This is a genomic window from Agarivorans sp. TSD2052, assembly GCF_023238625.1.
In the GTDB taxonomy this organism is placed as follows: Bacteria; Pseudomonadota; Gammaproteobacteria; order Enterobacterales; family Celerinatantimonadaceae; genus Agarivorans.
Genome location: NZ_CP096670.1, coordinates 901,100 through 921,331 on the forward strand (window position 1 = coordinate 901,100; position 20,232 = coordinate 921,331).

Annotated in this window: 20 protein-coding genes and 1 pseudogene; 13 read left to right on the forward strand and 8 right to left on the reverse strand. The window is 43.7% G+C overall.

Annotated features, from left to right (window positions below; genetic code table 11):
* The first annotated feature begins 74 nt into the window (after positions 1-74).
* The 4 genes and pseudogenes from M0C34_RS04125 to M0C34_RS04140 all read left to right on the forward strand — a co-directional run.
* Positions 75-1,382: a hypothetical protein gene (locus M0C34_RS04125; protein WP_248714392.1), complete on the forward strand. Its 1,308-nt coding sequence runs from the start codon at positions 75-77 to the stop codon at positions 1,380-1,382.
* Between the two features lie 446 nt (positions 1,383-1,828).
* Entirely contained in the window at positions 1,829-2,230 is a 402-nt protein-coding gene (locus M0C34_RS04130) for a hypothetical protein (RefSeq protein WP_248714393.1), read from the forward strand.
* Positions 2,231-2,555: 325 nt separating this feature from the next.
* The gene (locus tag M0C34_RS04135) at positions 2,556-3,092 is read left to right on the forward strand and encodes a hypothetical protein (protein ID WP_248714394.1); all 537 of its coding nucleotides are present in this window, start codon (positions 2,556-2,558) and stop codon (positions 3,090-3,092) included.
* Between the two features lie 6 nt (positions 3,093-3,098).
* Positions 3,099-3,381: pseudogene (locus tag M0C34_RS04140) on the forward strand (hypothetical protein); the annotation flags it as partial.
* A 222-nt stretch (positions 3,382-3,603) separates the two neighbouring features.
* On the opposite strand, the gene M0C34_RS04145 reads toward M0C34_RS04140, so the two are convergent.
* Positions 3,604-4,551, reverse strand: coding sequence for a LysR family transcriptional regulator (locus M0C34_RS04145; protein WP_248714395.1), 948 nt, complete (start codon positions 4,549-4,551; stop codon positions 3,604-3,606).
* Positions 4,552-4,667: 116 nt separating this feature from the next.
* Between M0C34_RS04145 and M0C34_RS04150 the strand changes: the two genes are divergently transcribed.
* From M0C34_RS04150 to M0C34_RS04160, 3 genes are all read left to right on the forward strand, one after another.
* Positions 4,668-5,738 (forward strand): linear amide C-N hydrolase, encoded by a 1,071-nt coding sequence (locus tag M0C34_RS04150; protein ID WP_248714396.1) that lies wholly within the window; start codon positions 4,668-4,670, stop codon positions 5,736-5,738.
* Between the two features lie 216 nt (positions 5,739-5,954).
* Positions 5,955-6,674 (forward strand): hypothetical protein, encoded by a 720-nt coding sequence (locus M0C34_RS04155; protein WP_248714397.1) that lies wholly within the window; start codon positions 5,955-5,957, stop codon positions 6,672-6,674.
* Between the two features lie 463 nt (positions 6,675-7,137).
* A complete protein-coding gene (locus tag M0C34_RS04160) occupies positions 7,138-7,368 on the forward strand; it encodes a hypothetical protein (RefSeq protein WP_248714398.1) in 231 nt (76 codons plus the stop codon).
* Between the two features lie 138 nt (positions 7,369-7,506).
* Here the strand turns inward: M0C34_RS04160 and dgt are convergent, their stop codons facing one another.
* Positions 7,507-9,012 carry a dGTPase gene (gene dgt, locus M0C34_RS04165; protein WP_248714399.1) on the reverse strand — a complete coding sequence of 502 codons (1,506 nt, stop codon included), beginning with the start codon at positions 9,010-9,012 and terminating at the stop codon, positions 7,507-7,509.
* Positions 9,013-9,304: 292 nt separating this feature from the next.
* Here dgt and M0C34_RS04170 point away from each other — a divergent pair, with 292 nt between their 5' ends.
* A complete protein-coding gene (locus M0C34_RS04170) occupies positions 9,305-9,733 on the forward strand; it encodes a hypothetical protein (protein ID WP_248714400.1) in 429 nt (142 codons plus the stop codon).
* A gap of 110 nt (positions 9,734-9,843) precedes the next feature.
* On the opposite strand, the gene M0C34_RS04175 is transcribed toward M0C34_RS04170, so the two are convergent.
* On the reverse strand, positions 9,844-11,202 hold the full coding sequence (locus tag M0C34_RS04175; protein ID WP_248714401.1) for a hypothetical protein: 1,359 nt from the start codon (positions 11,200-11,202) through the stop codon (positions 9,844-9,846).
* A gap of 508 nt (positions 11,203-11,710) precedes the next feature.
* On the opposite strand from M0C34_RS04175, the gene M0C34_RS04180 reads away from it, so the two are divergent.
* The 4 genes from M0C34_RS04180 (at position 11,711) to M0C34_RS04195 (ending at position 13,247) form a co-directional block, all read left to right on the forward strand.
* Complete coding sequence (locus M0C34_RS04180; RefSeq protein ID WP_248714402.1) at positions 11,711-11,911, forward strand: hypothetical protein; 201 nt, start codon at positions 11,711-11,713, stop codon at positions 11,909-11,911.
* A complete protein-coding gene (locus M0C34_RS04185) occupies positions 11,901-12,152 on the forward strand; it encodes a hypothetical protein (RefSeq protein WP_248714403.1) in 252 nt (83 codons plus the stop codon). The genes M0C34_RS04180 and M0C34_RS04185 overlap by 11 nt, the downstream gene beginning before the upstream one ends.
* Before the next feature lie 163 nt (positions 12,153-12,315).
* Positions 12,316-12,615, forward strand: a complete 300-nt coding sequence (locus M0C34_RS04190) for a hypothetical protein (protein ID WP_248714404.1) — start codon at positions 12,316-12,318, stop codon at positions 12,613-12,615.
* 44 nt (positions 12,616-12,659) lie between these two features.
* Positions 12,660-13,247 carry an FtsZ/tubulin family protein gene (locus M0C34_RS04195; RefSeq protein ID WP_248714405.1) on the forward strand — a complete coding sequence of 196 codons (588 nt, stop codon included), beginning with the start codon at positions 12,660-12,662 and terminating at the stop codon, positions 13,245-13,247.
* 90 nt (positions 13,248-13,337) lie between these two features.
* Here M0C34_RS04195 and eutC read toward each other — a convergent pair whose 3' ends face one another.
* The 5 genes from eutC to M0C34_RS04220 form a co-directional block, all read right to left on the reverse strand.
* A complete protein-coding gene (gene eutC, locus M0C34_RS04200) occupies positions 13,338-14,207 on the reverse strand; it encodes an ethanolamine ammonia-lyase subunit EutC (RefSeq protein WP_248714406.1) in 870 nt (289 codons plus the stop codon).
* Positions 14,204-15,610: an ethanolamine ammonia-lyase subunit EutB gene (locus tag M0C34_RS04205; protein ID WP_248714407.1), complete on the reverse strand. Its 1,407-nt coding sequence runs from the start codon at positions 15,608-15,610 to the stop codon at positions 14,204-14,206. Before M0C34_RS04205 ends, eutC begins: the two co-directional genes overlap by 4 nt.
* Before the next feature lie 67 nt (positions 15,611-15,677).
* Positions 15,678-16,718 (reverse strand): TRAP transporter substrate-binding protein DctP, encoded by a 1,041-nt coding sequence (gene dctP, locus M0C34_RS04210; protein WP_248714408.1) that lies wholly within the window; start codon positions 16,716-16,718, stop codon positions 15,678-15,680.
* An 87-nt stretch (positions 16,719-16,805) separates the two neighbouring features.
* Positions 16,806-18,116, reverse strand: coding sequence for a TRAP transporter large permease (locus tag M0C34_RS04215; RefSeq protein WP_248714409.1), 1,311 nt, complete (start codon positions 18,114-18,116; stop codon positions 16,806-16,808).
* Between the two features lie 8 nt (positions 18,117-18,124).
* Entirely contained in the window at positions 18,125-18,634 is a 510-nt protein-coding gene (locus M0C34_RS04220; protein ID WP_248714410.1) for a TRAP transporter small permease subunit, read from the reverse strand.
* 437 nt (positions 18,635-19,071) lie between these two features.
* On the opposite strand from M0C34_RS04220, the gene M0C34_RS04225 reads away from it, so the two are divergent.
* A complete protein-coding gene (locus M0C34_RS04225) occupies positions 19,072-20,046 on the forward strand; it encodes a helix-turn-helix domain-containing protein (RefSeq protein WP_248714411.1) in 975 nt (324 codons plus the stop codon).
* Positions 20,047-20,232 lie beyond the last annotated feature (186 nt).

Here is a 20,232-nt window from a genome sequence, read left to right on the forward strand (position 1 = left end):
GAGCGTTGTAAGGTGAAAGGGCTAGCTGAGCCTATAAACTGATTCAATTTTTAAGCACAAGGATAAGGCTTAAGGTGAAAGGATATCTGTGTATACCAATAATAGGTTTTTTTGTCTTAATCGCCGTTGTTGCAGGTATCTTCCACATTTTAACTGATGACGAGTTACACCCAGAAGCCAAGAGTTGGATTGAGCACTACTCAAGGCCTGTCGATTTAAAGGGCAATGCTTTTATTGAGTTAATAGCGCTGTCTTCAGCGGGTGAGTGTTCTAGAAAGCAGGCTATCAATAGTTATCAATCTAAACTCCACGAGATAAATACTGTTCCACCATCTGACTTTCAAGAGCTACAGTATCCAAATGTTAATGGCTTGCCTAATGTGTTTGATGAAACAAGCTTTTGTTATTTCGATAAAGAAAACTGTTTATTGAAAACAGCGCGTAACAGAATAGAGTTAGAAGCACACACGCTTCAATTTGAGAGCGTAATTCATCGGTATCTAAGCATTTCGAAGCTAAGCAATTTCACCCCTATCAATACCTTTGCCACAAAACCTATTATGGATTCTTTGGCTTCGCTACAAAGGCTAGCTTTGTTAGAGGTGTATTTTTATATATTAGATAACAACCTCGAGTTGGCAGCACAGCAGCTTTCGCAGTTAATTGTTATAGATAGGAAGTTATTAATTAACTCACCAGATTTAGCGTTTCATGCCTTGGCCATCGTCAATTATGAGAGCTTTTATCAACCTTTGATTATAGAGTTGAAGAGGAAGGGGTTTTCTAATTGGGATTTGTTGGCTCCAGCGTTTGTGCCTTTATCTATTGAAGAGATATCCTTCAACAGCGTGTGGCAAAGTGAGTTTTCTAATTTTGCAAAGAATATTGAGTCTATAGGGAAGCGAGTAAGAAGTAACCTCTGGAACGTTTTTACAGTAAAACTTAAATTTAAAGAAAATATGACGTTAAACAGGGCGTTCAAGTTTTGGCATCAAATGATGATTCCTGAGGAGGTGGAAAAAGGTGGCCTCATCGAGATAGTTAAGTTGCACGAAACTAGCCTAGATGAGCAACTTGAAGAGGTAAGATGGGCTTCTGATAAACGGTTTTGGTTTGGGCTTAACAACTATCGGAATATTATTGGCTCAATTGTGGAGATGACGGCGCGCCCTCGTTTTCTATCCTTTTATCCCGAAAAGCTTAAATTTGATCTTAGGATCTTGTTGTTGGATTTGCTGATTAATCAAGATGCTGGCTTTATAGCCGAGGCTATAAATTTAGAAGAGTACAATAATCCCTATACAGGCGAAGCGCCAACACTCTCGGAAACGGATGTTTGTTATACCTTGGAAGAAGACAAGGTTTGCGTGCCTTTGTACTAAGTGTTTTCATAAAGGGGAGTGGTAGGTTTGTTGTTTGGATTAGTCGGTATATCAGAGAGAAGCTGTTTAAGTGACATTTCTTAAGATACACAATGTAGTTTGTTGGCTAAGTGCTGCGTTTTTTGGCCTCGCTCTTGTCATTGGTGGAATAATTGAGCTTCCTAATAGAACTGCCATTGCAATGGATGGCATGTGGTTGAGTGGAAGCTGTTTTATGGTGTCTTATTGCTTAAAGGGCATTGAAGTTGGTCGTATAGAGCTGCTTAGCTCAACTGATGAATTGACTCGAGATAAAGAGCCTTTTCAGTTTTGGTTGTTTACAATGATTTGTCTTGGTACTTCCGTTCTCCTCGTATTTACTACGCTATTCAGGTTACTTACTAGGTTAGTTTGATTTCATTGCGCTGTTTGTATTTCACTCATAGAGCTAATAATTAGGTTACGTTATGCAACGACCGCTCAACACTATAACGCTTAGCTTCTTACTATTTTCTGGCGCGGCTTGTACCCAAGACAATAAGCCGTTGCAAATAAGGGACGAAGTTGTTGGCATTGTAGGTAGCGAAACCGTAACTTACATGAGATACAACACCGAAGAGCAACCATGTATCACTTTACAGCTAGAAAGTGCAGGCGTTGCTAAAACTCTATGTCATTACACCGATCAACAAGGTAATACTGTAGACGTAACAACAGATGTTGCGGCTGTAGATTACCTTTCTCCCAAATTTACAGCTGATGTTTTTGAAGTGACCTTAGATTTAATCTCTTATTACTTGGATTGCCGTATTCCACTTACCGAAACAACTATTGGTGAGCCTGTTTGCACCTTTAAGGATATGGATTAAGAGGATAGGCGAAGCAGCGATGCTTCGCTTTTTTTGTGCGTGTAGTTGTAGAGTTCAAGCTGTTGAATTTAAAGTTATCTGACTCAATATATATCGCCTTTTATATCATGCTATGCGCGTTGCCTAAGAGTTGCTTTGTGACGCAATAATATTCACATTTTATCAAACTGAATCATTTTTATATACTATGCAGTTATTTATTAATAGCTGAGTCACAAAGTCTCAAAATAATTTTTATCTCTATGTTTTTAAATGTTTTAATGCGCCCGCAAGTTTTTATAAATAAAAATATAATAAAGAATTTTTTTTACAGCTAAGGAAAGGCATGAGAAATATAAGCATATCGGCTTTATTACTTTGCGCGGTAATAAGCCCTCTGCAAGCAGAGGAGCAGAGCGTAACAGAGCAACAGCATTATCTTTGGTTAGAACCTGGGCTTTCTTTTGGTCGGCCCGGAATGAGTATCGCTCTAGACCTTTATTATAGTTACTCAGATTATAGTATTTCTTTAGGAGTGCTAGGAGGGAATGATGATGGGTGCCAATTGATATGTGAGTATGAAGATGGGAAGGATAATTATAGTTCTACAAGATTGATGGTTGGTAAGTACTTCTATCCTGGAGAGTATGAGTTTTTGGTAGAAACAGGAATAGCCAAACTCTCTGTGGCTACAGATCATTTCGATGGGGAAACTTGGCAAACGTTCGAGAGTGATAGTTATGGTATCCCTATTCGATTTTCCAAATACTTCAACCTCAAGTACATAGGTTTTGCTGTTACCGGTGAGGCTTTAGTTACCACTGATGATTGGTTAGCATCCTTCGGTTTTAGAGTTCCATTCGGAAAGCTACGCCACTGGTAAGTTAATATTTTGATTTCGCCTACCAAGCCAGAATCGTATGGCGAGATCACCAACTTTATCAACAGCTATGTTGTCGATAAGTGCCGAAACCGCCAAAGTGGAAACTGGCGATTGGAGCCACAACTACAGCCGCGAGCTAGCGGTGTTCCCATGTGCTGCAGTTAAACAAAACAAATTTTGGTCTACCGTAAACCGTATTGATGATGTGTTTGAGGATAGAAATTTATTCTTCGCGTACCTTCAGTGGAAGCATATAAAGAGTAAAGTCTTATTTATCAGTGTGTTATGATTAAAATCGAAGCAGCAATGCTTCGCTTTTTTTGTGCGTGTAGTTACAGAGTTTACGCAGTTGAATTTAAAGTTACTCTGACCCTTTTAGAATATAGTCTCTCAAGACATTGTTGCTTCCATTCGTCACTCGAAACTGTTCAAAAACACGTTAGCTGAGTACGAATCAAGTGCACAAAGCGTCATTTTGAGCTACTAAATCACCATTATAATTTAATACTAATTACCGATTTGGTAGTTGTGCAACTTTCTTGATAAACAAGTCCATTGCTGCATTTTTAGGTTTTGCAGTAAGCCAGCTCAGCTCCGTTGTCCATTGATTCGCTCGTACAGAGCCTGTTGGAGAGATATAGAACTCTTCCAAATCACCAGCGGCAATAGCACGTTCGCAAATAAAGCCTGGCAGCATCGCCCAGGCATTGCTTTGCAAGAGTAACTCCAGAGTGCTAAGAGAGTTATTACTATAGATGATTCGTGAACTCAGATTGTGAGTATCTTGTTTGCCAAGTTGCTTCATAAACAAAGCCGCAACTTGTAACTGCCCGCGAACTCGCTCTAAAGGGACTACCTGCTCTCTGAACCCTAATGCGGGTGAGGCAACAAAGGTGACATCGAAAGAAAACCCATCAGCGAGCGTCAGTTCATGATGACCGCTAAAGAGTGAAACTCCAAAGCCAACATCTGCTTGTTCATTTAATACATGCCCACGCACTTGCATTGGATCGGTGCTGAGTACCTTGAGCTCTAAAGCGGGGTAGCTGGATAAAATACTGGCGAAAACCGCACTCAGCTCTGCCCCCATAAGATCACTGTCAACAGCAATGGTGAGGCTGTTCGGCAGCCCTTCGATGAGGCTGTTTGCTTTAACATCGAGCAGGTCAAATTCTCGTAGTACCGATTTCGCATATTGATACAGCTCAGAACCAGCAGGCGTTATTTCTAAAGATCGTGGTTTTCGGATAAAAAGCTCAATCCCAAGCTCTGCCTCCAAATTCGCGATTAAGCCACTCACGGTAGACGTATGTTTCCCGATCTGGTAGCTCGCTTGTTTGAAACTACCCTTATCAACCGTTATTACAAAAGCATTCAATTGCTCTAAAGTTGCTGCCATTAAAAAATCCGGATTCTTTACATGGGTTTTAATCTTATCACAAGAAAGGGTTGAACCCATCCTTGGGCTTGTTCTTTGTCTAACTACTCTGTTGCATGATAGCACCATCAATCAGGATTGAGATTGTTGCTTTGCTTCATATCAGCTGATTACCAATAAACCTAAGAGGAACGATCATGAAAAACTTCAAGTTCAACAAAATTGCTTTGGCAGCCATTGCAGCGGCCTCTATTGCTGGTAGCCTTTCAACAGCAAGCGCATGTTCACGCCTTATAATGGATGGCGGCGATACCCATGGTGTAACGGTTGCTCGCTCGTTTGATTGGGGCGGTTCGGAACTGCAATCCATTGCCAAGGCACTTCCCGTTGGCACCCAAATAACGACCTTCGACGTACCGGAATACCAAAGCCCAGCGTCTTGGACAGTAAAGCATCACACTGTTGATTATGTAGAAGTAGAAACGTTCCACAACACTTCTGGCGAAGCGATTAACGATAAAGGTTTGTCTGCTTCAATGTTGTACCAAAACCCTTCCGTAGAATTTGTGAATAGTGCGACCGACACTGGGGCTCCAGCAGTCCATATGTCGAATATAGTTCAATTTTTAGTGACTCAGTTTGCCACTGTTGAAGAAGCGGTAACGGCATTTGACGCGGGTGAGTTTCAAGCCGCGTGGATTACTGGTATCGGAGGTCATCAACATGGTTTTCATTTCTCGGTTCAAGATAAGTCGGGTGACATTGCCTTATTCCAACTAAATGAAGGTGGCAAGATGGTCGTTCACCGTGGAGACATTAACAGTGACTTAAGAGTGATGGCGAATGCACCTTTACGTCAAGACGTGCTTAAGTACGCGAAAAAATTTGACCTTAATGATGCTACCACCTTACCGGGTTCAATTAGTTCTCCCGATCGTTACATACGTGGCCTGCATGCTACGGCTAACATTAGTTTAGATGGCGACGCTGACTGGGTTGATGTACGAGGAAAAATGAAAGGTATATTCGACTTTGGTAATAAGGTTCCTCAAGACCTGATTGACCCTACTAACCATGAATCTTATGCAACGTGGGAGACTTACGTCTACAACCTAGAAACAGGTAACACGACCTATTACAACGAAGGGAATGGTTCACAAATCAACATAAATTTCGCAGAAACGGTCGATTTTACTCAACCCATGTGTGCCGATATCTACCAGCAAGCGCGGGCGGATCAAAAAATCACATGGTCTACGTGTAGTTAATCTAAACATTTGACCAATAAAGTAGTGGCTCATTGAATGAGTCACTATTTTCATCAATGTGAGCCTAGTACGGTTTCTAGTTGAATAGCTGATTGGTCAACATTAGGGAGCAATTCTACTATTTACTTAAAATTATTAATCTTAAATTACTAAACTATTTACAACATCGTAACTAGGTTATGGCTGTAACCAACCAATTAACGAGAGAGTACCACTATGTTTGGCTGCAATTACGATGATACAGCGATCCAAAACAAGCTTGATAACCTATTAAGAGCTAACCATGAAGCTAGCCAAGAAGCACTGAAGCTAATTAGGCGCAACAGCATTTTAGCAGCGAAAGCTAATCTTGAAATTGCATTAGCGAACTATTCGCCAATAATCGAGGTGAAAGCGCACGTTGAATTTATTAATGAGCTTGGCGGGTATTCTGAGTTTAACGAATACCTCGAAGCTGACTATGTACGCGAGCTAGAAGAACGCATGCGCGATCAGGAAGTAAAACGCTTAATGGGGTTAGCTTCTGCAAATATGAAGCTGTTAAACAAGCTGATCGGCAAAAGCTTAAACGAGCGACTAGAAAGCGCATTGTATGACAATGATAAATGGCAAAGCTTAACAGCCATTGATTTAGACACTGGCGGTAAGTTCAGCAAGATTGACCGTCTCAAGCAGTTAGCTAGTTACGTTTGCGCCTATTACGAGCGAGCCGATGAAATCTGTCATAACGATCCGCGCGTTGAGGCGATAGCGGCGGTGCTTGATAAGCTGGAAGGCTGGCAAGTACTAGGGGGCTTTTCGGTTAGCGATGAACGAGAAAAAGCTGAGCAGGAATACTACGACAACGAAGGTTCGCGCAGCCAGTTTAAACAAGTGCGCGAAATACTAGTGACAGTTTCTGCGCTAGAAATCATGCACGATTTACTAATTTTTTAACAAGGACAGCGCCTTGGGTTTTTGGGTGCTCCAAGAGCTTAAGAACAACCAATGCCAGCGAGAGGGCAACCATGAACCTAAAAAAGAAAATAGCAATCACTGGCTTGGCAATCACTATAGGCTTGGGCGCAACCTGGGGCCATCTTTGGCTAGTTAAGGGGGTGAGCAATATGATAAAAGTAGCGAGATGGAATGCGCCAGCGCTCGGCATATGGAAGAACTACAAGGTAATAGTAGCGACTGGTTTAAAACTGGCAATTCCTTGAAAAGCCGATGGGGCTACAAATACACAAGACTGCCTAGTCGCATTAAGCGAACGCTAGGCGTTTAGCAATCACCAACAACCAACGAGAGATTAACCATGAGAACAGCAACAACTATCAACGAGGCACTAGTTTTTTCCGGTGCCATTAACCGCGCGCAATTTTTGAAATACATGGGCGTAATAATTTTGGGTTTGGTCATGACTGTTTTTTGGATTGTGGTATTTAAAGACAGCGCTATAGCTCTATTTTTTGCATTAAGCAGCATGCTTAATCTTTGGTTTTATGCGGCCTTTTGCTATTGCCGGGCGCTTTCTATATTTGGCAGAAATAAGCAATGGGCTATGCTTTCAACCATTGCGGCATTCATTCCCTTCACAGCATGGCTAGCTTTGTTGGCGTTACTGTTAATTCCAGCTAAAGAGGCTTAACCATGCTCACTATAATTAAAGCCTGGTTAAGTAGGCCAGAAACACTAGAAAATGAGTTAGGAAAAGTAAAAGAAGAGAAAGTAAAAGGTGTCAGAGTCACTTTAAACATCTGTTCTCTTTAGCACCTTTTCCGCTTACCTAAAAATCACTTATCACATTAAACGCTCTAAATTCGTCGTAGGCGTATTGGTCGGTCATGCCGCTGATGTAGTCGATAATCAGCCTTGTGCGGTAGTAAAACTCGCGGCACTGCTCGTTGCCAAACGCATCGCTTACTGGCGCGTCGCTCATGGCTTTTTGATACGCCGCCAAGTGTTTAGACGGCAGTTTTTTGAATAGACGTTGTATGTAAGCAGAGCTTTTTTCTTTTGCTTTGCTGTTATCAACTAAGTATTCAAATTGGCCTTGGCTTAGTGCTAACAGCGGTTGGTAGCAAGCCATTAAGCCTGAGATGATTTGATAGCCTTGCAGCTCGCGGGCCTCTACTTCTGGGTGGCAAAAGCAACGCTCTAGTGCGACGCTTTTAAAGGTTTCAACTATGAGGTGGTTTACGCTGCCATCTTCGATAAGCGCGCGGTTCAAGCTGCCTTGGTAAACGGCGTCTAAGTTTGCCACAAACTGGTTTTTGGCATGTTCGGGCAAGCGTTGGTTTACTGCTACGCGCAGATAAACAAAAAACATCGAGTCTCTTTCTTCATCACTCAGCTGTGGTTTTTTACTTTGGTGAGCAAAGTCGAGAATGGTGCCCATTTCTTTTGGTTTGCTGCAGCCATGTTCACTGCTTAGTTTGGCAAAGGTGGCTAATAGGGCGTGCTTTAGTTCTTTAATGCTCAGCACGCCTTTTTCTATGGCGTCTTCTAAGTCGGCGATACCATAAGACACATCGTCGGCGGCTTCCATAATGTAAGAAAAGGGCGCGCGGCAGAATTGGTCTATGGCTAGGTGTTCGCGAATGTCTTCTATGTAGCGTTGCTCGCTAAGGTAGTAGCCCACTTTCTTTTTAAGGTAGCTAAAGGGAGCGCTTTTACCTGGCTTGGCTTCTGTACCGCAGCGGGTGTATTTGAGTATGCCTGAGGCTTGCGAGTAGGTGAGGTTTAGCTTTAATAAGGAGTGAATAAGCCGAATGCCTTGGGCATTGCCCTCGAAGCTGACTAAATCCCGATGAATCGCTTCTGGCAGCTTGGGTGTTTGTTCTTTGTTTTCATCTAGCTCGGTGGCTTGGCTCGCTTGATACAAGCTATTGAGGTTTTTGCTTAGCCAGTCAATTAAGGCGGCTTCACCAAAGTGACCAAAGGGTGGGTTGCCAATGTCGTGCATTAAACAGGACATTTCAACAATGCTTTCTAACTGGCGCTCAAGCCCCTTAAGTTGGTAGCTGTTTTGTTCATCAACTAAGGCTTCGCAGATGAGTTGCGAAATATAACGGCCCACTTGCTGTACTTCTAGCGAGTGGGTAAGGCGGCTGCGTACGGCGGCATTTCGCTCTAGCGGGAATACTTGGGTTTTTTGTTGTAAGCGGCGCACCGCAGCGCTGTTAATGATTCGGCCTCGGTCGCTTTCAAACTTCTTTAGGTCGGCATTAAGATCTGCTTTGGCTGGATAAGGCCGAGAACCACAAATTTTGCTGGCGAAATTTACCGTCATAGCCTTAAGCCGTTTTTAGTCAATTAGGATGTTTATACTGCTGTATTATCTAGATAAAATCAATTTATAGAGTGCTAGCTAATAAAACTTGGCTAGCGTTTTTAAGCCAAAGTTTGGCCCCACAATCTATTGGCAAAAAAAACAAGCTGTCAATTATGTCAATTGATTGTTTTGTTACTGGTGATAGTCTTTTCAAATAATCTACAGCCATTTAGCTCAGAGTAGAGTTGCTTTGGTATTAATTGCCGCTGCTAGCGCTATTGTCTGGTAAACCAAAGGAATGAGTAGACAGATGAAAGAACTAAAGGGCTACCGAGTGGTAAAGGGCGAGGGTAGCGTAAACGTTATACCTTCTGGCTCTACGCTGGCGATTAACTTGCCAGGCCTAGTGGTTGAAAATGGCTTTGATGTGCCAGCACTAGGTAGCCTTTGGTTTACCAGCAATGACTCTCCCTATGAAGAAACACTTTATATCAGCCTGGTTGACTCGCAGGCAGTAGTGATTGATCACATTGAGCTGTACAAACCTTACACTCCAGGCCTGTTAAAAGAGGTGGTTGCAAATGGAAACAACATTCAATTTAAATTTTGGCAAGCGCTAGTACATTACTTAAGCGTTGATAGAGAAAAGCATTTGCGCTTATCTCGGTTACTTCCGCCAGCGGGGTGCTACTACGCTAGCAAGCTAACACCCAGTTATTTAACCCTCTCAAAAATATGAAGTAAGCACGGTTAAGGTTAGCGTTTACGCACCTGTATTTTCACTGCCGCCTTGATATTTAAGACAGGCCACAATTGGGCTCTCGTTCAGTACACCACTTTTCTTTAGTGTTACCGTTCAGCACTAACTAAAAGCGAGCGGAAGACGAACCGTGAGTTTGGAAGCTCATTATTAAGCAACCATTCTTTTTGGTATTGGAGTAGCGCCTTAAATGCACTGCTTTTGGCGAGTCGCCTTACTGCTTCATACGACTGCTTTATGGTGCTCTCACTGTACCCTTCAGCTTGGCAGTATTGTGTTAGCGCCGCTTTAGTCGTTAATTTTTCTGTATTCACAGCGGTTTTAGCAAAATAGATAGAAAAGGCTAGCCCCCTAGTTATAACAGGTAGAGAAATGAGTCTTCGCCTTGCGAGCGCTGATGGTTTCTTATTGATATCTTCCGAGCTTAAGTTGCTAATGAACTGATCGCGTCGGAAAGAGGCCCAAAAATCATACTGTAGGTACGCCTCAACGGCGTTAAAGGCCTGTACGCTAGCCCAAGGCTGTTCTTCATCGCTAAGCTGTTTATCTAGGGCATAATAAAAACTGTTGAACAAGCCGTCCCAATTACTGTCTTTGAACTCGAGCTCTACATCCTGTTTTTTCATCTTTATTGTGATCACCTCAGTGTTAGAGCTTGAAAACAACTCTTCCCACTGTTCCGTTTTTGTTTCGGTTTTAATATTCAGTGGCATTTTGCTGGTTTGTTTGCCCCACAATAGAAGCGTTTCTATGCGCGCCAGAGGGTGATTTAGCGCCTGATAAAACAGGTCGTTAACCATTCGATATACTTTGCGATTTAAGTGAAACGATGTTTCAGCTTTTTCCAATAACTCGTTTATTGAACTCATCGGCACTGATTTACTTAGCTCTTGCTTGAACTTTCCGAGAAGCAAAAACTCAATATTGCTGTAATCAAGAGTGTTTAGTGCCGCTACCTCACTCAGTAACTCTTGTGCATTGATATATGCCAAGAGGAGATGTAGGTGCTGGTAGTTATTCGCCGCGTCATGAAAGCCTTCAAACTTGAAGTTAATGTTATCGAGGATGGAGGGGAGGGTATCGTCAAGAATTTTTTTCAACAATTCTTGCTGATATCTAAGGCGAGTTGATTGGCTATCTTCTATACGAATAACGTCTTTTAAGCACTCCCTAGTAAATCGGTTAGCACTCCAGCCATGATCTAATGCTGTACAGACCCTAGCAATAAATTCATATGACTGTTTCGGCGAGGCGTGGTTAGAGGCTTTAACATAGTCTTGAATTTGTTGTGATGAATCTATTTCTTGTTTTAACTCTGCTAGTTTTCGCAATTTCGCATAAAGATTTTTATCTGTCTTCAAATACTCAACGACGAGTAATAGTTGAAGCACTTCATTGGTGATTAGGTCTATAGCGTTAGTAAAAGGATTTTTTAATTCGGTCTTCATGAACCCACACAATAAAGTAATTTGGCTTCTTCAATCATAACATTTGACCTAGATAAAACACCAACTTCCCGTTGAGTGTTGCTACTTTATCTATTAATGCAATAAAAAGATGCCAATTTTACGTTTGTGTGTTTTTATTGCGATTTATAAATTTCCACATAGTGTTATGTTTGCCTTGCTGGTGTTTTGGTGTGTTTTTTTGTGTTTTTATGTGTGTATGGTTTGATTTAATTTTTGCTATTGACTTTTATTTGTGTCCTTGGTTATTTTGAATAAGACAATGATTAAGGCGTCGATTTATGAATTTTTCAATAAGTGCTGTGGATATGAATAGTAAGCAAAGCAAAGGTACTTGATTAACACTGCATGATGCCGAGTGAGCTTATCAATAGCGGGCCGTTAGGAGTGAAGCGCTTAGCCGCAGCAAGAGCATTAAACATGATGGATCGGTGTCCTCAGTTGTCTCAAGAGGATGCCAGCATAAACAATGAGATAAGGAGATTTACCAATGACTAAAGGCAATAACGTTTATGAGTTTGCGAACCATAAGCGCGACACGAATATGCACCGAGAGGGGGGGGCTGAAACAAGCGATAACAGTAAGCCAGCAGGGAAAGCGATGTCGTTACCTCAACATTTGAGGACAACAATTGATGATGGATTAAGACAGCAAATGCGTGAACAGATGAGGAATAAACATGGGCTTTAATAGTAAAGAGCGAAACCTACAAGACCAACAAGCCAGTGTTCTTGAAGAAACCTATCGTTTGGCTTGGATGGATGGCTACGGAGAGGGCTATGACGATGGTGTTGAAGATACCGAAGCAAAGCAAAATTCTGTTGAAAATGAGCTAGAGCTAATGCGAGAACTGTTAGCGCAGAAAGACCAAGTTATTGATGAATTAGCGACGAATGCAGGGAGGTCATTGCAGGTTTTAAAAAAGCGATAAATGCTCATAAATGGGGGAGCAACAAAGTGATGCTTCCTCGACTACCAGTAGGCTAGTTCATTTAGCTAATACCGCTGTGACCATTTGGGGTCACAACAAATATCGCTAAGGGGTCTTTGCCTAGAGGCTGACTAATCACAAGCGATAACCATGGAGAAAGATTATGGGAATTCTAAAAGTTATTTCAGACACTATTTGCCTTGGTCCATCATTTGCTTTGTCTGAACTAAAAAACGATGCCGAAGATGCGATTGGTTTATTGACCCAAAATCCGCTTAAAACCGTAAGCCAAACGATGACCCAATCACTAAAGACAAACGTTAACCCACTGCAGGGTTTTTCGGGTAACGGTTTTGAAGATTCGCCAGAGTACGAGGACTGGATTACAGAAACAGGAGGTAGGGACGAGCTGTACAGCGATTATTATCATCGCTGGGAGCAAAGAAATAGGGGCTACTTTTGAGCGATGATTTACACCAAAGATCACTGCAACCAAGAGGGCTGTCTATGTTGAGAATAAAAGAAACATTGGCGACTACGAATACTATCATCACTACTTATTCTGATATGTTGGTGGCAATGCGAGGTCAGCAAAATCTGCTTTTTTGTATGGATGATAGTTACAAGGAGTGGGCGTTAGCGGATTTAGAGGCTTTAGCGGGTGAGTATGGAAAAAGGGTGTTGGTATTACCCGGTAATGCCACTATGTCGACAGCGGTCTATGACATTCTCACCAAGCCATCGCTGATCAACCTTGACATAGAAGATTTTAACATTGGCAGTATTGATGGAAGCAGAGCTCAATATCACAGGTTTAATAAGCGCAGTATTGATAGTGTTTTGTCCCACTGTGAGATTAACACCCCGGTGGTTGTTATATTGGCGCTGAGTACATCAATGACATTTTCAATTAGTCGATATAATCAGATTGTTGACCAACTACAAACCACGTTCCCTATGCCTAAGCATTGCGCTATTGGAGTACGATTAGACCCAGCGCTGTCAGGTGACAACTATGAGGCCGACCTGTTTGTCTTTGACAAAAGGTTACGCAATCAACACGCGAGAGTGTTCTGTATTGAAGACTCACCTTAAAAATATAAAAGGGGAGAGCCTCTAAATGTAGTCGGTATGCTTTTCCCTTTCTCGCTTTCTTGTAAGCCAAGGTTGATGCCCCAAGCTTAACTAGGATAGAAGAAAGTTAGAGCTTGCAGGTGCCTCTATTACCTCACTGTCTTCAAGGTTAGTTGAGCGGTCTTTTAGGCCAATACCAGAGAGCCGTAGCCTGATAGATTCACTTAGCAGGTAAAAGGCTTTGCGGCTTGCTTCATTATAGTTTAGGCCTTCAGGCCGAATATTAGAGATACAGTTTCGGCTAGCATCTTTAATACCGCGTTTGGGAGCCCAGCTGATGTAGATCCCCATGCTGTCAGGCGAACTTAGCCCCGGCCGTTCTCCAATGAGTATCATGGTTATTTTTGCCTTCAAACACTCACCTACATCATCGCCCACCGCGACTCTACCTTGAGTGACAATGGTTACCGGGGCAAGTGACCAACGATGTTTTTTATCGAGCGCTAAGGTGGACACGAGCCTTTCTATGACGGACAGAGCGTGCCGTTGAATCGCGATGGAAGAAAGCCCATCGGCCACTACGATAGCGAGGTCATACTCTGTGTTATTTGTTGCGCGCCGCTCGATGAGTGTTTGCCATGAGTTCTGATTGAGCTGCCGCCCTAGGTCTGGCCTTTGCAGATAAGTCATCCTGTCAGTGGCTTTACTCGCGAGCACCATGGGTGGCTCTTGCGTAACGCTAAGCAATACAGGTGAACAGGCGAGTTGCTTGCATAAGGTTTCTACATCTAGCGCTTTGTGCACCGCATCTATCGCGCGGGCGTGATCGAGCTGAAAAGCCAGTAACTCATTGCTGGGAATACTATTGCCCGCTCGGCCCAGAGCGATGCGGGCGGAGGTAAACTGTTTTAGCGATTGCCAGGGCGTTGCTGTCACCAGTGGCTCAGCCTTGATGCTTGGTTTATTTGAAGGTTTACTCATACGCTTTCATCTTCTAATCGGGAGAGTGAGGACCTGAAGGGCGAAGCGAGATTTTGATTGAGCTGGACCTGCTCAACATCACTAAATATTTCCATCTGCGTCAACCAGGATTCAAACTCAGGTGCCGGTTTCAGGCCTAGCGCTTTACGTGCATATAGCGCATCGTGAAATGAGGTGGTTTGATAGTTAAGCATTATGTCGTCTGAGCCGGGGATCCCCATAATAAACGTGCAGCCTGCCACACCCAACAAGGTTAGCAGGTTGTCCATATCATTTTGATCGGCATAGGCGTGATTGGTATAGCAAATATCACAGCCCATTGGCAGCCCCAATAGCTTACCGCAGAAGTGGTCTTCTAACCCGGCGCGAATAATTTGTTTACCATCAAACAGGTATTCAGGACCGATAAATCCCACCACGGTGTTAACCAGTAAGGGATCGAAGTGGCGGGCAACCGCATAAGCCCTTGCTTCGCAGGTTTGCTGATCAACGCCGAAATAGGCATCGGCCGAAAGCGCGGTGCCTTGCCCTGTTTCAAAATACATGACGTTGTTGCCAACGGTTCCTCGGTTTAGTGACAGTGCTGCCTCTTGCGCTTCTTTTAATAGGTTAAGGTTTACCCCAAAGGTGTCATTGGTGCCTTGAGTTCCGCCAATAGACTGAAAGACTAAATCAACCGGAGCGCCTTTCTCTATGGCCTCTATGGTATTGGTGACATGAGTAAGCACGCAAGATTGAGTGGGAATTTGATAGCGCTGGATCACCTCATCCATGAGTGATAGCAGCTTGATAGTTTGCGCTACATTATCGGTAGCGGGATTTATCCCTATTACAGCATCGCCGTTACCGTACATTAGGCCGTCGAAAATGCATGCGGCAATGCCATTAAGAGAGTCGGTAGGGTGATTGGGTTGTAAACGTGTAGAGAGCCTTCCTTGTAAACCAATAGTATTGCGGAACGCGCTCACCACATTGCATTTTTGGGCCACCAGAATGAGGTCTTGATTACGCATTATTTTGCTTACCGCGGCAACCATTTCGGGAGTAAGCCCAAGGCGTAATTTAGCTAAGCTTTCTCCATCTGCCTGACTACCAAGCAGCCAGTTGCGCAGATCGCCTACTGTCATATGAGAGATGGGAGCAAAAGCGCTGATATTGTGGCTGTCGAGGATGAGGCGGGTTATTTCATCAGATTCATAGGGAACAAGCGCCTCATTGAGAAAGGTTTTTAAGGGCACTTCGGCTAGGGCCATTTGTGCGATGACTCTCTGCTCTGCTGTTTCTGCACATATACCGGCTAATGCATCACCAGAGCGAGCGGGTGTGGCTTTTGCCATTAAATCGGCCAGTGAATGGAACTGGTATACCTTGTCTCCTTGTTGCCAGCGATATGTTGCGGCCATAGCGTTCCCTTTAGTGATTAATGCCTATGATAACAACAGCGACCACGGTCGCTGTTGTTCGTCACTGTTAGTTGTATCGGTAAGGTCTACCCGCTTTCACCATATCGGCGTTGTACTTTTTAAATATTTCGACAACCTTGGCTTTAGTGGGCGATTCTTTGGCTATTTCTTCCCAAAATTGGTGTGCTTCTGCTTCTACCGTTGCCCATTCTTCATCGGGAATGGTGGTTAATTTCATATCACTGCCTTCAACACGTAGCTTGGCTTCTCCGCCCCAATACCACCATTGGCGATAGTAATGAGAGGTGTCTAAACATAAGCTAAGTAGCTCTTTAAGGTGGTCTGGTAGTGCGTTATAACGATCCATATTGGCAAAGAAAGAACCAATCCAGGCACCAGAAATATTGTTAGTAAGGAAATAATCGGTCACTTTTGACCAGCCAACAGTATAGTCTTCGGTGATACCTGACCAAGCAATACCATCTAACTCGCCGGTTTGAAGGGCTACTTCTACATCTTCCCAAGGAATAGACACCGGCACTACGCCAAATTTAGCGAGGAAGCGACCAGCCGTTGGAAAGGTAAATACTCTTAAGCCTTTTAGGTCTTCAAGGCTATTGATGGGCTTTTTGGTGGCAAAGTGACAGGGATCCCATGCACCTGCAGAGATGTGTTTGACCCCGACTTTAGCGTACTCTTCTGCCCAAATTTCTCCCAAACCGTATTGGTTGAAAAGCACCGGCACATCTAAAGAATAGCGGCTACCAAACGGGAAGTAGCCCCCGAAGGTGGTTACCTCGGTAGGGGATGCCATTGAATCATCATCAGATTGAACTGCATCGATAATTCCTTTTTGCATGGCGCGAAATAGCTCACCGGTTGGCACTAATTGATCGGCAAAGTACAGCTCAATCTGCATTTCGTCACCAGCGATCCGGTTAAATGCTTCAATAGCGGGCTTAATTACATGTTCGGCTAAAGCCGGGCCTGCGTAGGTTTGCATACGCCACTTAATTTTTGGGTTTGCTGCAAACGTTTTGGCCGGAGCCAATAAAGTACCCGCGGTTAAAGCGGCCGCACCGGTTAAAAACTTACGTCTAGAAGTCATGGTTATCCCTCCAATGGATATTGTCTCAGTGGGCCAGTTGCCCGCCGTGTATTTGCATTTCGGTGTTAGTGTGCAAAGGGTGCCTCGCTACTTTCCATATACGTATTCCGGCAGCCACAAAGCCAGCTGAGGAAAGATCATAATTAGAATCAGTGAGGCAATCATTATGGCGACAAAGGGGCCGATGGAGCCGTAGATATCGCGCAGAGTGATTTCAGGCGGCGCCATGGCGCGCATCAGAAATAAGTTGTAGCCAAATGGTGGCGTCATGTAAGCGATTTGAGAGGTAATGGTGTAGAGCACACCGTACCAAATAAGGTCAAAGCCAAGCGCATTGACCAGTGGCACATAAAGGGGAGCCACAATAACCAACATTGCCGTATCGTCAAGGAAGGATCCCATGATCAGAAACGACAGTTGCATCAGTATAAGAATCATCCAAGGGCTTAGCCCTAACTGCTCGGTAAATAGGTTTTCTATTGATTTTACCGCGCCTAGCCCATCAAATACGGCACCAAAGCCCAGCGCTGCAAGGATGATCCACATAAACATGCAAGATATCGCTAAGGTGTTACGCAGCGACTTCTCGAATACGAGTTTGGTCATGCGTTTTTTAAAAATAGCCGCTAACAGTGCAGCCATTGCACCAATGGCGGAGCTTTCTACTAGACTGGTCCAGCCGTTAACAAAAGGAACCATCATTACTGCAAATATACCTAATGGCAGTGCCCCTGCACCAAGCAGGCGGATTTTCTCTGCCATAGGAACATTGCGCTCTTCAGCGCTAAGAGTTGGCCCTAGGCTGGGGTTCATTCGACAGCGTATAGCGATGTAAATGATAAATAGCGCCGCCATAATGAGGCCCGGAATAATACCCGCTAGCCAGAGTTGCCCTACTGGTTGGCGAGCAATCATGGCGTACAGAACCAGCACCACCGAAGGAGGCACCAGAATACCCAGTGAGGATCCTGCTTGAATCACCCCGGTGACCATTCTTTTGTCATAGTTACGTTTTAGTAACTCTGGCAGGGCAATAGTGGCACCGATTGCCATACCTGCAACAGACAGCCCGTTCATGGCTGAGATAAGTACCATAAGGCCGATAGTACCGATGGCTAGCCCGCCGGGCATTGGCCCCATCCAAACATGAAACATTTTGTAAAGATCATCGGCGATTTTGGATTCAGAAAGGATGTAGCCCATAAAGATAAACATGGGGAGGGTAAGCAAGGGATACCAATTCATCAGCTTTAAGGTGGCGGTGAAAGGGATCTCTATTCCCCCTGTTCCCCACAGAAAAATAGCGGCGATGGAAGCAACCGCGCCTATTGCAGCAAACACTCGTTGACCCGTTGCCATTAGCAACATCATCAACGAGAACATCATTGTTGCGATCATGCCATAACTCATTTGATTTCTACTCTCCGAATAATCGCGATATCTTTTATTAACTGTGAGACCGCCTGCAGGATCATCATTAAAAATCCGGTGCACATTACGGCCTTAATTGGCCATAAATAGGGCCGCCAAGCGCTACGGCTACGCTGACCATATTCAAGCGAATAAAGTGTGCTTTCTAGGCCTCCATAGAGAAGTACAAACAGATAAAAAATCAGAAAGAAGACGGTAAAGGCATCTACCCAAGCGCGCTTTTTTATCGACCATTCACCGTAGAACAAGTCCATTCGAACATTCGCGTTTAGCTGGATGGCATAGGCGCCACCAAGGATGTAGTAGCCAACCATCATGAATTGGGCAGACTCGAGGGTCCATAGAGATGGCAAGAAAAAGGTTTTGGATATAGACGACCACATCAGTACGCCTATTATCAGGAAGATTCCGTACATCATAAAGCGGCCTATAAGACGATTAAATCTATCAACGTAATTGACGTAGGCAACAATAAAACCGGGCATTAGATTTCCTTATCGCAAAAGCATGGCAACTAAGCTTGCTAATTTGGCGCTGTAAACGGGCTTAACGGCTTAAGCCTTTGCTCATCAGCGCTGTTGTTCTAATCCTTTAAAACACAGGGGTGTTGACCAAGTTGATGTTAGGTACAGCGTTGTGCCATTGAGTGGCGCGTCTAAAATGGTTGCTGCTATGCCGTCTGATTCGCTAATTGAGTTTTACTCACTGCGACGAGATGGCTTTATAACATTTCAATATGGTGACACGTTTATTTGGACCATTTTTTGCTCACTTATAAGACTAAAAGGCCTTGCTACTCAGGCTGCAATGTTTATTCCGAACGATTATCGAAAAGTGGCAATGAGGAAAAGTGTATATATAACAATGTGATAAGTTAGTCTTGCCCTGTTTTGATACATTGGGCGAGCCAAGGATAGAAAATATGGAGAAACGCACTGTAACGAACAATGAATCATTGTTGTGCACACTTCACTCGAATGATGCAAATCATCAGGCGGCAAACCTGATCAACTGGCAGCAAGAGTTTGACCAACTCAGCCAAGGCCAGTTTCTTGGTGTAATAAATGAAGTTAGCTTGCCGCATATTCATGTGTTTCGAGAAGATACTAGCCATGAGTTGCGGCAACAGTGTCGAGTAGAAGACGGTGGGCTATGGTTAGGGGTTAGCGCAAATAATAAAAGCTGTCGCATTAATCATCAGCGGACCAGTCATGACCAATTTTTATGCATGCCTGGTGGCTTAGATTTTGAACTGTTGACGCCAGATAACTTTTCTATCTTTGGTCTTGTGCTGCCTAAAAGCTTGTTAACTCAATTCGCAGAACAAAATGAAGAAGCTCAGATAAGCCAAACGCCTAGAGGCCTTTGCATAGAAGGAAGTGGCGCGGGGGCGCAAATGGTATTTCGGCAATACTTGTCGCTGCTATTGCAACCGCAAGGTAATCGCTGGAGTAGTATCACCCAGGAGATAATCCTTCAGGATGCGGTGCAAGAACTACTTAGCCAAGCTCAGCAGGTATCCGCTTCACATGTTGGTTCTCATCAGCGGCTACGTATTATGAAGCGGGTTAAACACTATTTAAGCGACTCGCGCTTAAAGACCCCTGTCACTATAAGCGAGATATGCGCGGCAGTGCATGTTAGTCGCCGCACCTTGCAGTACACTTTTAGTGAGTGTCTTGGCATGTCACCTAAGCAATATATTAAAATTATTCGGCTTAACCAAGTGAGACGTAGGCTGCTAAATTGTGACAGCGCCAGAACGATTTCAGAGATAGCATTTGATTATGGTTTTTTTCATCTTAGCCAATTCAGTCAGGATTATATGCGCTTGTTTGGTGAGAAACCTCGGCAGACACTTCAGCATAACCATCGCTATCGCTCGGAGAGCACGTAACCCCAACCCATTGGCTACAGTATTTCTCAGGCTAAATCCTTCTTCTATAAACTGACATAAGCACTTGTTCTGATTGTTATATTTTTGTTGGTCAATACCGAGGATAGCTTGTGTCACGCAAGATTTGATCTACGCTTTATTGATACCAGCCATAGTTATTTGCGCAATGCAGCACTTAAAGAGACC

What these genes read in the sequence shown, in the direction of transcription:
- M0C34_RS04130 (WP_248714393.1), top strand. Translation starts at nt 1,829, where the DNA reads ATGCAACGACCGCTCAACACTATAACGCTTAGCTTCTTACTATTTTCT.
- M0C34_RS04135 (WP_248714394.1), top strand. Translation starts at nt 2,556, where the DNA reads ATGAGAAATATAAGCATATCGGCTTTATTACTTTGCGCGGTAATAAGC.
- M0C34_RS04145 (WP_248714395.1), bottom strand. Translation starts at nt 4,551, where the DNA reads ATGGGTTCAACCCTTTCTTGTGATAAGATTAAAACCCATGTAAAGAAT.
- M0C34_RS04150 (WP_248714396.1), top strand. Translation starts at nt 4,668, where the DNA reads ATGAAAAACTTCAAGTTCAACAAAATTGCTTTGGCAGCCATTGCAGCG.
- M0C34_RS04155 (WP_248714397.1), top strand. Translation starts at nt 5,955, where the DNA reads ATGTTTGGCTGCAATTACGATGATACAGCGATCCAAAACAAGCTTGAT.
- M0C34_RS04160 (WP_248714398.1), top strand. Translation starts at nt 7,138, where the DNA reads ATGACTGTTTTTTGGATTGTGGTATTTAAAGACAGCGCTATAGCTCTA.
- dgt (WP_248714399.1), bottom strand. Translation starts at nt 9,012, where the DNA reads ATGACGGTAAATTTCGCCAGCAAAATTTGTGGTTCTCGGCCTTATCCA.
- M0C34_RS04170 (WP_248714400.1), top strand. Translation starts at nt 9,305, where the DNA reads ATGAAAGAACTAAAGGGCTACCGAGTGGTAAAGGGCGAGGGTAGCGTA.
- M0C34_RS04175 (WP_248714401.1), bottom strand. Translation starts at nt 11,202, where the DNA reads ATGAAGACCGAATTAAAAAATCCTTTTACTAACGCTATAGACCTAATC.
- M0C34_RS04180 (WP_248714402.1), top strand. Translation starts at nt 11,711, where the DNA reads ATGACTAAAGGCAATAACGTTTATGAGTTTGCGAACCATAAGCGCGAC.
- M0C34_RS04185 (WP_248714403.1), top strand. Translation starts at nt 11,901, where the DNA reads ATGGGCTTTAATAGTAAAGAGCGAAACCTACAAGACCAACAAGCCAGT.
- M0C34_RS04190 (WP_248714404.1), top strand. Translation starts at nt 12,316, where the DNA reads ATGGGAATTCTAAAAGTTATTTCAGACACTATTTGCCTTGGTCCATCA.
- M0C34_RS04195 (WP_248714405.1), top strand. Translation starts at nt 12,660, where the DNA reads ATGTTGAGAATAAAAGAAACATTGGCGACTACGAATACTATCATCACT.
- eutC (WP_248714406.1), bottom strand. Translation starts at nt 14,207, where the DNA reads ATGAGTAAACCTTCAAATAAACCAAGCATCAAGGCTGAGCCACTGGTG.
- M0C34_RS04205 (WP_248714407.1), bottom strand. Translation starts at nt 15,610, where the DNA reads ATGGCCGCAACATATCGCTGGCAACAAGGAGACAAGGTATACCAGTTC.
- dctP (WP_248714408.1), bottom strand. Translation starts at nt 16,718, where the DNA reads ATGACTTCTAGACGTAAGTTTTTAACCGGTGCGGCCGCTTTAACCGCG.
- M0C34_RS04215 (WP_248714409.1), bottom strand. Translation starts at nt 18,116, where the DNA reads ATGATCGCAACAATGATGTTCTCGTTGATGATGTTGCTAATGGCAACG.
- M0C34_RS04220 (WP_248714410.1), bottom strand. Translation starts at nt 18,634, where the DNA reads ATGCCCGGTTTTATTGTTGCCTACGTCAATTACGTTGATAGATTTAAT.
- M0C34_RS04225 (WP_248714411.1), top strand. Translation starts at nt 19,072, where the DNA reads ATGGAGAAACGCACTGTAACGAACAATGAATCATTGTTGTGCACACTT.